This window comes from Nocardioides perillae, from assembly GCF_013409425.1.
Lineage (GTDB): Bacteria > Actinomycetota > Actinomycetes > Propionibacteriales > Nocardioidaceae > Nocardioides > Nocardioides perillae.
Window position 1 is genome coordinate 1,693,821 of sequence record NZ_JACCAC010000001.1, and the last position, 11,403, is coordinate 1,705,223.

An 11,403-nucleotide genomic window follows, 5' to 3' on the forward strand; every position below is an offset into this window, starting at 1 on the left:
TTCCGATCAGCACGGCAACCGGCTCCCGCGGCCGCTGCGGCGGGGGCAGGCGTTCTGCGAGTACGTCCGCACCGCCACCGCCCCGCCGCCGACGCCGCTGACACCACCACCGCGACCCAGGCCGGTGGGGTCGACGCGACCGTCACCGTCACCCTCGACCTCGCACAGCTCACCGGCACCGGCCCCGGTGCCGACGCACCGGCCACCTTGTCGACCGGCACCCGCATCACTGCCGCGAAAGCACGGTTGTGGGCGTGCGGCGCTGGGATCGTCCCGATCGTGCTCGGTGGAGCGTCGCAGCCCCTCGACGTCGGACGGACCCGGCGGTACTTCACCAAGACCCAACGCCTCGCACTCGCACGCCTCCAAGGCGGCTGCACCGCCGACGGCTGCGACTGGCCGCCCTCGATGTGCCACGCCCACCACCGCACCCCCTGGCATGCAGGCGGCAAGACAGACCTCGACCAGGGCTACCTGCTCTGCCCCAGACACCACGCCAGGGCCCACGACCCCGCCTACGAGACCACCTACCACCACCACCGGATCACGTTCGCCCGCACCCGGCCCATGCGGACCTGAGACCAAGCGACGCCACCGGACCCACCCACACCGCCCGGCACGACGTACTCCCACACGTCTGTGCGAACGGTCTGACTCGGCACGGGCCGCCGACCCCCTTCGACCACCAGCCCGCTGCCAGCGCGTGACCCCTCGGCGCGTGCGCAGCGCGCGACCCCTCGGCGCGTGCCCAGCGCGCGACCCCTCGACGCATGCCCAGCGCGCGACCCCTCGACGCGCACCCAGCGCGCGACCCCTCGACCGCGTGCACAACGCGCGACCCCTCGACGCGAGCCCAACGCGCGACCCCTCGACCCGTGCCCAACGCGCGACCCCTCGGCGTGTGCCCAACGCGCGACCCCTCGGCGGTCGCGAGGCAGGCCCGGTTGCTCCCGGGCCACGCGGAGGCCGCAGGACCTGCGGGTCCCACCTAGGCTGGCGAGGTGCGCGTCGACCTCCACACCCACTCCCGCGTGAGCGACGGGACCCAGTCGCCGCGCGAGCTGGTGCAGGCGGCGAAGGCGGCCGGGCTCGACGTCCTCGCCCTCACCGACCACGACACCGCGGCGGGCTGGGCCGAGGCGGCGACCGCCGCGGAGGAGGTGGGGTTGCAGCTCGTCCCCGGCATGGAGGTCAGCACGACCTACCGCGGGCGCGGGGTGCACCTGCTGGCCTACCTGCCCGACCCCACCCACCCCGACCTGGCGGCCCTGCTGACCCGCGTGCTGCAGGGGCGCGACAGCCGGGTGCCGGAGGTGCTGGCACGCCTGCGGGCCCTCGGCATTGGCATCGAGCAGCACCACCTCGACGCCGTCTCCGGGGACGCCGCGGCGACCGGTCGCCCCCACGTCGCCGACGCGCTGGTCGCACTGGGCGCCGTCGCCGACCGCACGGAGGCCTTCGACCGCTACCTCGCGGCTGGGCGGCCCGCCTACGTCGACCGGTGGGCCGCGCCCCTGCTCGACACCCTCGCCGCGGTGAGCGCGGCCGGCGGCGTCGCCGTCGTCGCGCACCCGTGGGGCCGGCACGACCCGGGGGTGCTCGACGCCGAGGGGCTCGAGGTGCTGCGGGACGCCGGCCTCGTGGGGATCGAGGTGGACCACCGCGACCACGGCTCCGCCGAGCGCGCCGCCCTGCGCGGGATCGCGGAGGACCTCGACCTCGTCGTCACCGGGTCCAGCGACCACCACGGGCTCGGCAAGGTCGACCACGAGCTGGGGTGCCACACGACCGCGCCCGACCAGCTCGAGCGGCTCCTCGACCTCGCTGCGGGCGCGGCCGCCGCGTCGGGGCGGACCACGCCGACGGTCGTCGGGCGCTGACTAGTGCCGCCCGAGGCCCTGCAGGCGCTGCAGCGCCGCGTTCGGCACGGCCCGGCTGACCGCCACGATCGCCTTGTAGCGCTTGCTGGGCACCGACACCGCCCGACCTCGCCCGAGGTCGGCGAGCGCGTCGTCGACGAGGCGGTCGGCATCCAGCCACAGCGCGGCCGGCGCGGAGTCCTGGGAGACCTGCATCCGCTCGTGGAACTCCGTGCGCACGAACCCCGGGCACAGCGCCATGACGGTGACGCCGTGCGGGCGGTACTCGTGCGCGGCCCACTGGCTGAAGCTGGTGACCCAGGCCTTCGCCGCGCTGTAGGTCCCGCGCGGCAGGTAGCCGGCCACGCTCGAGACGTTGACGACCGCGCCGCTCCCGCGGGACGTCATGCCCCGCAGTGCCGCGTGGCTCAGCCGCATCACCGCGACCACGAGCACGTCGAGCATCGCCTGCTCGGACTCCACGTCGTTGTCGAGGAAGCGTCCCTTCAGGCCGAAGCCCGCGTTGTTCACCAGCAGGTCCACGGGCCGTGCGTCGTCGGACAAGCGGGCCTCGACCCGCGCCAGGTCGTCGCGGTCGGCCAGGTCGGCGCGCAGCACTTCGACGTGCACGGCGTACGCCGCGCGCAGCTCCGCGGCCACGCCCTGCAGGCGCACCTCGTCGCGGGCGACCAGCACGAGGTCGTCGCCCCGGCGGGCGAGGCGGCGAGCGAAGGACAGACCGATGCCGGCGGTCGCGCCGGTGACGAGGGCAGTGGTGGGCACGACACCATCCTGGCCCATCCCTCGGGCACAATGTCGCCCCGTGACCACCGTGCTCGCGATCGCCAACCAGAAGGGTGGCGTCGCCAAGACCACCACCGTCGCCTCCCTCGGCGCGGCGCTCGCCGAGCGCGGGCAGCGGGTGCTGCTGGTCGACCTCGACCCGCAGGCGTGCCTCACCTTCTCGCTCGGCGTCGACCCGGAGGACCTCGAGCTCTCGGTGCACCAGGTGCTCACCCAGGGCCTGGCGCCCGCCGAGGCCGTGATCACGACCGAGGACGGCGTCGACCTGCTCCCGGCCACCATCGAGCTGGCGCGAGCGGAGGCCGAGCTCCTCACCCGCACCGGCCGCGAGCACGTGCTCAAGAGCGCGCTCGAGGACCTCGCCGAGGCCGACGGTCCCGACCACGCCTACGACTGGGTGCTGCTCGACTGCCCCCCGTCGCTCGGGGTGCTCACCGTCGCCGCCCTCACCGCCGCGCAGGGCGTGCTGGTGCCGCTGCAGTGCGAGACGCTGTCTCACCGCGGGGTGGGCCAGCTGCTCGACACGGTCCACGACGTACGCCGTTTCACCAACCGGCGCCTCGAGGTCTGGGGGGTGCTCCCCACCCTCTTCGACGGACGCACCAACCACGCGCGCACCGTGCTCGAGACCATCTCCTCGACCTACGAACTCGAGGTGGTCGAGCCGCCGATCCCGAAGACGATCAAGTTCGCCGAGGCGCCGGCGGCGGGCCGCTCCATCCTGTCGACCCAGCGCACCGGCAAGGGCGCGCAGGCCTACCGCGAGGTCGCCGGCAACCTCGTTGCGCGGGCGCAGCGCCCGCGTCGCTGACGCGGGCGCCGCGGCGACGAGGGACCCCGCCCGGGCCGGCTCAGTCGGCGGCGGTGGCGCTCGCCTCGCCGGCACCCGCGCCGGCGGCCCCGCTGCCGCCGCGGCCGCTGCCGCCGCGGCGCCGTCGGCGGCGGCGCGGTGCACCTGCCTCGCCGTCGCCCGACGCGACCGGGGTCTCGGCGCCGCCGGTGGCCGGAGCCGCCGTGCTCGCCGCCGCGCCGTCGACGGGCTCGCCCGCGCGGGTGCGGGTGCGGGTGCGGCTGCGCGCGGGCCGCTCACCGCGATCGCCACCGCGCTCGCCACCACGGCCACCGCGGCCACCGCGCTCGCCGCCACGACCACCGCGGTCGCCCCGGTCCGCGCGGGGCTCGCGCGGGGACTCCGGCTTCAGCCGGCCCTTCGTGCCCTCCGGGATGCCGAGGTCGTGGTAGAGGTGCGGCGAGGTGGAGTAGGTCTCCTGCGGCTCGTCGAACGGCAGGTCGAGGGTCTTGTTGATCATCTTCCACCGGGTCACGTCGGCCCAGTCGACGAAGGTGATCGCGGTGCCCGTCGCGCCCGCGCGGCCCGTGCGGCCGATGCGGTGGACGTAGGTCTTGTCGTCCTCGGGGCAGGTGTAGTTGATGACGTGGGAGACGCCGCGCACGTCGATGCCGCGCGCCGCGACGTCGGTGGCGACCAGCACCCGGATCTTGTCCTCGCGGAACTTCGTCAGCGCCTTCTCGCGCGCGACCTGCGCCATGTCGCCGTGCAGCGGGCTGGCGGCGAACCCGCGGTCGACGAGGTCGTCGGCGACGCGCTGCGCCTGGCGCTTCGTGCGGGTGAAGACGATGACCTTCTCGGCGTCGTCGGCCTGCAGGACCCGGCCGATGATCTCGGGCTTGTCGAGGTCGTGGGCCTGGTAGATGAACTGCGCGGTGGCCGGGACGGTCGCGTTCTCGTAGGACGACTCCGCGCGGATGTTCATCGGGTGGCGCATGTGGGTGCGCGCCAGCGACACGATGGCGGACGGCATGGTCGCCGAGAACAGCATCGTCTGCCGGGTCTCGGGCGTCAGCGACAGGATGCGCTCGACGTCGGGCAGGAAGCCCAGGTCGAGCATCTCGTCGGCCTCGTCGAGCACCAGCGACTTGACGTGCGACAGGTCGAGGGCGCGGCGGTTCGCCAGGTCGATGAGACGCCCCGGCGTGCCCACGACGACGTCGACACCGCGCTCGAGCGCCTCGAGCTGGCCGTCGTAACCGACCCCGCCGTAGACCGTGAGCACACGGATGCCGCGGTCGGCGCCGGCGAGCTCGAGGTCGTTGGAGACCTGCAGCGCGAGCTCGCGGGTGGGGGCGACCACGAGCGCCTGGGGCTTGCCCTCGGGCAGGTCGACGTAGTCGGGGTCGTGGGGGGCCACGGCACGCTGGATGATCGGGATGCCGAAGGCCAGGGTCTTGCCGGTGCCCGTGCGGGCCTGGCCGATGAGGTCGGTGCCCATGAGGGCGACCGACAGCGTCATCTCCTGGATGGCGAAGGGCTCGGTGATGCCCTTGCGCTCGAGCGCGTCACAGATCTCGGGCAGGACCCCGAGCTCGCGGAAGGTGGTCACGGGTCGTCACTCTCGGTCGATGGTCACGGTGGAGCGGCGGACGCATCGTCGGAGGACGGTCTGCCGCGCACATGCGGCGGCCGCCGGGCGGCGGCCGTCGGCCCTCCCGCTCGCGCGGCGCCGGGGGCGCCTGGGCTGCAGCGGGCAGCGCCGGTGGCCCGAGCCTATCGGTAGGGTGCGCCCATGCCTGCATCCCCGGCGGAGGAGCACCCCGTCGCCTTCGACGACCCGCACTACCGCGCCGCGGTCGTCGACCTGCTCGGCGCCATCGGGTACGGCGAGGTGTCGGCCTTCGAGCGCCTCGCCGAGGACGCCGCCCTGGCGCCCACCCTGGAGGACAAGCTCGCGCTGGCCGCGATGGCGGCCGCCCAGGTGGGGCACCTGGTGCGGCTGCGCGACCGGCTCACCGAGCTGGGGGCCGACCCGTTCGAGGCGATGGAGTCCTTCCGGGTGCCGATCGACGACTTCCACCGCCACACGGCGCCGTCGGACTGGCACGAGGGCCTCGTCAAGGCCTACGTCGGCGACGGCCTGGCGGCCGACTTCTACCGCGAGGTCGCCGCGTTCCTCGACGCCGGCACGCGCGAGCTCATCGTCGAGAGCCTCGAGGACGCCGGCCACTCGGCCTTCGTCGTCGACCGGGTGCGCGCCGACATCGCCCGCGACCCGCGGCTCGGGGGGCGGCTCGCGCTCTGGGGACGGCGCCTCATGGGCGAGGCGCTCACGCAGGCGCAGCGGGTCGCCGCCGAGCGCGACGCGCTGTCCGCCCTGCTGGCCGGCGGTGTCGACCGACCGGGGCTCGACCTCGCCGCCCTGGGTCGCATGTTCACCCGGATCACCGAGCGCCACGCCGCCCGGATGCAGGAGCTCGGGCTCGACTCCTGACCCGGCGGCCTGACCCGGCGGCCTGACCCGGCGGCCTGACCGGGCGGCGGGATGGTCAGCTGCGGAAGCCGACCTGCCCGACGGTGCCGCCGCCGATCTCGACGTAGGCGATCTTGGCGCCCGGCACGACGATGCGGCGCTTCTTGGAGTCGGTGAGGGCGAGCACGGAGCCGTCGGCGACGGCCTGGTGCACCAGCGCCTCGACCTCCTCCTGGGTCTGGTCGGTCTCGACGGTGAGCTCACGCGCGGCGTGCTGGACGCCGATCTTGACCTCCACGGGGGGTCCTCCTGGGTTGTCGGTCGTGCGGGGGCTGGGCTGGTCGCGCAGGTCGGTCAGTCGACCGGCTGGTCGTCGCTCCGGGGGTAGCCGCGGATGCCGCGCCACGCGAGGCGGGAGACCAGGTCGGCTGCCTGCTGGCGGTCGATGCCGGCGGTCTCGGAGAGCCAGAACCGCGCGCTGACCTGGGCCATTCCCACGAGCGAGACCGCGAGCAGCCGGGCCGCCTCGTCGGGGAGGCCGGTGTCGCCGTGGATGACGCGGGCGATGATGTCGGCGCACTCGGTGGTGACGCGCTCGACCTGCTCGCGCACGGCCGGCTCGTTGGTCAGGTCCGACTCGAAGACCAGGCGGAAGGCACCCGAGTCGTTCGCGACGTACTCGTAGAAGACCTTCATCGTCGCGTCGACGCGCTGGCGGTTGTCCTCGGTGGACTCCAGCGCCTGGCGGCAGTTGTCGATGATCGCCGTGCACGACTGCTCGAGCAGGGCGAGGTAGAGGTCGAGCTTGCTCGGGAAGTGCTGGTAGAGGACGGGCTTCGAGACGCCGGCGCGCTCGGCGATGTCGTCCATGGCGGCGGCGTGGTAGCCCTGCGCGACGAAGACCTCGAGGGCCGACTCCAGCAGCTGCACCCGGCGCTCGCGCCGCGGCATGCGGGCCCCGCGCGGCCGGGCGACGTCCTGCTGCTCTGCGGTCACGGTCCTGCTCCTCCTCGTGTGCGGTGCACGGCCGGCGACGCCCCGAGCCGGGTACGGCGTCGGTCGCGGCGGCCGCGGGCAGCCTATCCCGCGGGGTGGGCGCGGCCCGACGGCGCGTGCGGCGGTGCGGGAACATGGTGGAGCGGTCGGGTGTTGTGCCCGACGCACGTCCACCCCCACCCTTCGAGGAGCCCGTCGTGACCTTCCCGCCGCTCGTGGAGCCGGCTGTCGAGCTGACCGTCGACGAGGTGCGCCGCTACAGCCGCCACCTCATCATCCCGGACGTCGGGATGGCGGGGCAGAAGCGGCTGAAGAACGCCAAGGTCCTCGTGATCGGCGCCGGCGGCCTCGGCAGCCCGGCGCTGCTCTACCTCGCCGCCGCGGGCGTCGGCACGCTCGGCATCGCGGAGTTCGACGAGGTCGACGAGTCCAACCTGCAGCGCCAGGTCATCCACGGCCAGTCCGACGTCGGCAAGTCGAAGGCGCTCTCGGCGAAGGAGTCGATCGCCGAGACCAACCCGCTCGTCGAGGTCGTGCTGCACGAGCAGCGCCTCGACAACGACAACGTGCTCGACGTCTTCCGTGGCTACGACCTCATCGTCGACGGCACCGACAACTTCGCGACGCGCTACATGGTCAACGACGCCGCGTACTTCCTCGGCATCCCCTACGTCTGGGGCTCGATCTACCGCTTCGACGGCCAGGCGTCGGTCTTCGCGCCGACGATGGCCGACGACGCCCCGTGCTACCGCTGCCTCTACCCCGAGCCCCCGCCGCCGGGCATGGTGCCGAGCTGCGCCGAGGGCGGCGTGCTCGGCGTGCTGTGCGCCAGCATCGGCTCCATCCAGGTCAACGAGGCCATCAAGCTGCTGACCGGCATCGGCGAGCCGATGATCGGCAAGCTGATGATCTACGACGCCCTCGAGATGGAGTACCGCAAGCTCAAGGTGCGCAAGGACCCCAACTGCGCCCTGTGCGGCGAGCACGCCACCGTCACCGAGCTCATCGACTACGACGCCTTCTGCGGTGCCGTGTCGGAGGAGGCCGCCGACGCCGCCGCCGGCTCGACGATCTCGGTCACCCAGCTCGAGCACATGCTCAAGGAGCGCGAGGAGGGCAGCCGCGACTTCGTCCTCGTCGACGTGCGCGAGCCCAACGAGTTCGAGATCAACCGCATCCCGGGCTCGGTGCTGATCCCCAAGGGCGAGTTCCTCAACGGCAACGCCCTCGAGCAGCTGCCGTCGGACAAGCAGGTCGTGCTGCACTGCAAGAGCGGGGTGCGCTCGGCCGAGGCGCTGGCGGTCCTCAAGGGCGCGGGCTACGGCGACGCGGTCCACGTCGGCGGTGGCGTGGTGGCCTGGGTCAACCAGGTCGACCCCAGCCAGCCGTCGTACTGAGCGGTTCGACCGGCGGGACGAGGACTGGAGGTTTCGCTCTCGTTACCGCAGGGTAGGTGGGAGGGCCACGGCGGCGGGTGACCGGCGGCGTGGCCACCACCAGTGCCGCCATCACGGGAGCGGCACCGACCCAGGAGGACCTCCCCATGCTCCGCAGCCTGTCCCGCCCGGCGCGTCTCGGCGCCGCCGCGGCGACCGCCGCGTGTCTCGCCGCGGCCTTCGTCGCCACCACGCCCGTCACCGCCACCTCGGCGCCGACCTGGGCCCCGGCCGACTCGGCCGCCATCCACCCCGGCGTGCAGATGTACACCGAGGGCGCCCAGTGCACGGCCAACTTCGTCTTCACCGACGCCGCCAGCAACGTCTACGTCGGCTACGCGGCGCACTGCGCGGGCACCGGTGCGGCCACCGACACCGACGGCTGCAGCGCCGGCTCCCTGCCGCTCGGCACGCGCGTGGAGTTCGTCGAGGGCGGCTCCCTCGTCGGCGCCGGCTCGACCGTCGGTGAGGGCACGCTGGCCTACAGCTCCTGGCTGGCGATGGACCGGGCCGGCGAGACCGACGCCGACGCCTGCGCCTACAACGACTTCGCCCTGGTGAAGGTGGACGCCGACGACGTGGCCGACGTCAACCCGTCGGTGCCCTTCTGGGGTGGCCCGACCGGCATCGACCGCGACGGCTCCCCGGCCGGCGAGCGCGTCTACTCCTTCGGCAACTCCAGCCTGCGCGCCGGCATCGAGGCGCTCTCGCCCAAGACCGGCCTGAGCCTGGGCACCGGCGGCAACGGCTGGACCCACCCGGTCTACACGCTGACCCCGGGCGTGCCCGGCGACTCCGGCTCGGGCTTCCTCTCCCGCGACGGCTCCGCCCTCGGCACGCTGTCGACGCTCGCCCTGGCGCCGCTCGCCGGCTCCAACGGCGTGGGCGACCTGTCGCGCGAGCTGGCCTACGCCCAGCGCACCAGCGGCATCGACGGCCTGCAGCTGGCCCTCGGCACGGAGCCCTTCAGCCCCGTCCTGTGAGACCACGCGCCCGGGGGCACCCGGGCGCCGCCCCCACCCTGACCGGCCCTGGGAGCAGGGCAGCAGCCCCGTCCGTGACGGACGGGGCTGCTGCTCGTTGTGCAGGCATGCCCCGCCGCGCCGGCCCGACCCTGCCCGCCCTCGCGCTCGCGGTCATCGCAGCAGTGCTCGTCGCGCTGCTGCCGACCGGCCCGTCCGGCGCCGCCGAGCGGGCCCGCCGCTGGGCCCCGGCCGCGGCGGCGACCATCACGCCCGGCGTGCAGATGTTCACCGCCGGGGCGCAGTGCACGGGCAACTTCGTCTTCACCGACGACCGCGGTCGGGTCTACGTCGGTTACGCGGCGCACTGCGCGGGCCTGGGGGAGGCCACCGACACCGACGGCTGCGCGACCGGCTCGCTGCCCCTCGGCACACGGGTGCGCTTCGCTCGGGGCGCGACCCTGGCGTCCCCCGGCGAGACCGTCGGCGCCGGCCGCCTCGTCTACTCCTCCTGGCGCACCATGCAGCGCCTCGGCGAGCGCCGCGCCGCCGTCTGTGCCGCCAACGACTTCGCCCTCGTGCGCGTCGGTGACCCGCACGTGGGCAAGGTGAACCCCTCCGTGCCGTTCTGGGGCGGCCCCACCGGCCTGGGCACGACCCTGGCCGCCGGCGAGCGCACCTTCTCCTACGGCCAGTCGAGCCTGCGCCCGACCACCGCCCTGTCGCCGAAGACCGGGGTCGCGCTGGGCGCGACGTACGCCGGGTGGGGCATCGACGCCTACACCCTCACCCCGGGCGTGCCCGGCGACTCGGGCTCGGGCTTCCTCGACCCGCGGGGCCGCGCCGTCGGCACCCTGTCGACCGTCGCGCTCGCCCCGCTGCCGCTGTCCAACGGGCTGGGCAACCTGCGTCGTGAGCTGGCCTACGCCCAGGCCCACGCCGGCATCCCCGGCCTGCGCCTGGTGCGCGGCACGGAGCCCTTCGACCCGGTCCTCTGACCCGGCTCTCCGACGTCGCGCCGGCGCGGCGCCCCGACCTAGGCTGGCGGGCGTGCCGAGCCACCCCGAGGACTACGTCGAGCAGGTGCTCGCCGCGGTCGAGTCCGTCCCGCCGGGCCGCGTCACGACGTACGGCGCGATCGCCGACGCCGTGGGCCGCTTCGGGCCGCGACGCGTCGGCAACGTGCTGTCCCAGCACGGCGGGTGCGTGCCCTGGTGGCGGGTCGTGCGCGCCGACGGACGCCCGCCGCCGTGCCACGACGGCACCGCCCACCTGGCCTACGCCGAGGAGGGCACGCCGCTGCGGCCCTCCGGCCGCGTCGACCTCGTCGGCGCGTTCTGGGCGCCGGATCGGCTGACCGACGGGTAACCACGACACTGGCGAGGTGATGCCGTCGTGATGTACGCCGTCCTGCACCGTACCGTCCCGCCGCTCGCCCGCGCGGTGTGGCGCCCGGAGGTGACCGGGCTGCACCACGTGCCGCGCACCGGCGGCGTCCTGCTGGCGAGCAACCACCTCAGCTTCGCCGACAGCGTGGTGATCCCGGTGGTGGTGCCGCGGCGGGTGGTCTTCCTGGCCAAGTCCGACTACTTCACCGGCCGCGGCGTGCGCGGCGCGCTGACGCGCGCCTGGTTCACCGGGCTCGGCATGCTGCCGGTCGACCGGGACGACTCGCGCGCCGCGCTCGCGAGCCTGGACACGGCGCTGGAGGTGCTGCGGCGCGGTGAGGCCTTCGGGATCTACCCCGAGGGCACCCGCTCGCGCGACGGCCGGCTCTACCGCGGCCGCACCGGCGTGGCCCACCTCGCGCTCACCGCAGGCGTGCCCGTGGTGCCCGTGGGGCTGCGCGGGACGCAGGACCTGCAGCCCGTCGGGGCCCGGCTGCCCCGGCTGGCCCGGGTCTCGGTCGCCTTCGGCCCGCCGATCACGGTGGCAGGCCGCTTCGACGGGGTCGCGCCCGGTCGGGCGCGCCGTCAGCTGACCGACGAGGTCGTCGACGCGATCGCGGCGCTGAGCGGGCAGGAGCGCGCCCCGGGCTACAACGACCGACCCGTCGAGGCCTGAGGGCGGTGCCCGGGCG

The 11,403-nt window shown here is 74.5% G+C and carries 13 protein-coding genes; 9 read left to right on the plus strand and 4 right to left on the minus strand.

Annotated elements, in window-relative coordinates; all coding sequences use genetic code 11:
* The first annotated feature begins 279 nt into the window (after positions 1 to 279).
* Together BJ989_RS07810 and BJ989_RS07815 are read left to right on the plus strand one after the other, a co-directional pair.
* Positions 280 to 579 (plus strand): HNH endonuclease signature motif containing protein, encoded by a 300-nt coding sequence (locus BJ989_RS07810; RefSeq protein ID WP_179517722.1) that lies wholly within the window; start codon positions 280 to 282, stop codon positions 577 to 579.
* A gap of 422 nt (positions 580 to 1,001) precedes the next feature.
* Positions 1,002 to 1,880 carry a PHP domain-containing protein gene (locus BJ989_RS07815; protein ID WP_179517723.1) on the plus strand — a complete coding sequence of 293 codons (879 nt, stop codon included), beginning with the start codon at positions 1,002 to 1,004 and terminating at the stop codon, positions 1,878 to 1,880.
* On the opposite strand, the gene BJ989_RS07820 is transcribed toward BJ989_RS07815, so the two are convergent.
* Complete coding sequence (locus BJ989_RS07820; protein WP_343049179.1) at positions 1,881 to 2,642, minus strand: SDR family NAD(P)-dependent oxidoreductase; 762 nt, start codon at positions 2,640 to 2,642, stop codon at positions 1,881 to 1,883.
* 40 nt (positions 2,643 to 2,682) lie between these two features.
* Between BJ989_RS07820 and BJ989_RS07825 the strand changes: the two genes are divergently transcribed.
* Positions 2,683 to 3,474: an AAA family ATPase gene (locus BJ989_RS07825; RefSeq protein WP_179517725.1), complete on the plus strand. Its 792-nt coding sequence runs from the start codon at positions 2,683 to 2,685 to the stop codon at positions 3,472 to 3,474.
* Positions 3,475 to 3,514: 40 nt separating this feature from the next.
* On the opposite strand, the gene BJ989_RS07830 is transcribed toward BJ989_RS07825, so the two are convergent.
* Positions 3,515 to 5,065: a DEAD/DEAH box helicase gene (locus BJ989_RS07830; protein WP_179517726.1), complete on the minus strand. Its 1,551-nt coding sequence runs from the start codon at positions 5,063 to 5,065 to the stop codon at positions 3,515 to 3,517.
* A gap of 183 nt (positions 5,066 to 5,248) precedes the next feature.
* Between BJ989_RS07830 and BJ989_RS07835 the strand changes: the two genes are divergently transcribed.
* Positions 5,249 to 5,950 (plus strand): ferritin-like fold-containing protein, encoded by a 702-nt coding sequence (locus BJ989_RS07835; protein ID WP_179517727.1) that lies wholly within the window; start codon positions 5,249 to 5,251, stop codon positions 5,948 to 5,950.
* 55 nt (positions 5,951 to 6,005) lie between these two features.
* Here the strand turns inward: BJ989_RS07835 and BJ989_RS07840 are convergent, their stop codons facing one another.
* On the minus strand, positions 6,006 to 6,227 hold the full coding sequence (locus BJ989_RS07840; RefSeq protein ID WP_179517728.1) for a DUF3107 family protein: 222 nt from the start codon (positions 6,225 to 6,227) through the stop codon (positions 6,006 to 6,008).
* 56 nt (positions 6,228 to 6,283) lie between these two features.
* Positions 6,284 to 6,880, minus strand: a complete 597-nt coding sequence (locus BJ989_RS07845) for a TetR/AcrR family transcriptional regulator (protein WP_218849198.1) — start codon at positions 6,878 to 6,880, stop codon at positions 6,284 to 6,286.
* 242 nt (positions 6,881 to 7,122) lie between these two features.
* Between BJ989_RS07845 and moeZ the strand changes: the two genes are divergently transcribed.
* The 5 genes from moeZ (at position 7,123) to BJ989_RS07870 (ending at position 11,387) form a co-directional block, all read left to right on the plus strand.
* Entirely contained in the window at positions 7,123 to 8,322 is a 1,200-nt protein-coding gene (gene moeZ / locus BJ989_RS07850) for an adenylyltransferase/sulfurtransferase MoeZ (protein WP_179517730.1), read from the plus strand.
* A gap of 146 nt (positions 8,323 to 8,468) precedes the next feature.
* A complete protein-coding gene (locus BJ989_RS07855; RefSeq protein WP_179517731.1) occupies positions 8,469 to 9,344 on the plus strand; it encodes a hypothetical protein in 876 nt (291 codons plus the stop codon).
* A 107-nt stretch (positions 9,345 to 9,451) separates the two neighbouring features.
* Positions 9,452 to 10,321 carry a hypothetical protein gene (locus tag BJ989_RS07860; protein ID WP_179517732.1) on the plus strand — a complete coding sequence of 290 codons (870 nt, stop codon included), beginning with the start codon at positions 9,452 to 9,454 and terminating at the stop codon, positions 10,319 to 10,321.
* A 52-nt stretch (positions 10,322 to 10,373) separates the two neighbouring features.
* Complete coding sequence (locus tag BJ989_RS07865) at positions 10,374 to 10,691, plus strand: MGMT family protein (protein WP_179517733.1); 318 nt, start codon at positions 10,374 to 10,376, stop codon at positions 10,689 to 10,691.
* 30 nt (positions 10,692 to 10,721) lie between these two features.
* Positions 10,722 to 11,387 carry a lysophospholipid acyltransferase family protein gene (locus tag BJ989_RS07870; RefSeq protein WP_179519468.1) on the plus strand — a complete coding sequence of 222 codons (666 nt, stop codon included), beginning with the start codon at positions 10,722 to 10,724 and terminating at the stop codon, positions 11,385 to 11,387.
* Positions 11,388 to 11,403: the final 16 nt, after the last annotated feature.

Bases quoted from the DNA above. Each gene is read 5' to 3' on its own strand.
- BJ989_RS07835 (WP_179517727.1), top strand. From the start codon at position 5,249: ATGCCTGCATCCCCGGCGGAGGAGCACCCCGTCGCCTTCGACGACCCG.
- BJ989_RS07845 (WP_218849198.1), bottom strand. From the start codon at position 6,880: ATGCCGCGGCGCGAGCGCCGGGTGCAGCTGCTGGAGTCGGCCCTCGAG.
- BJ989_RS07855 (WP_179517731.1), top strand. From the start codon at position 8,469: ATGCTCCGCAGCCTGTCCCGCCCGGCGCGTCTCGGCGCCGCCGCGGCG.
- BJ989_RS07860 (WP_179517732.1), top strand. From the start codon at position 9,452: ATGCCCCGCCGCGCCGGCCCGACCCTGCCCGCCCTCGCGCTCGCGGTC.
- BJ989_RS07870 (WP_179519468.1), top strand. From the start codon at position 10,722: ATGTACGCCGTCCTGCACCGTACCGTCCCGCCGCTCGCCCGCGCGGTG.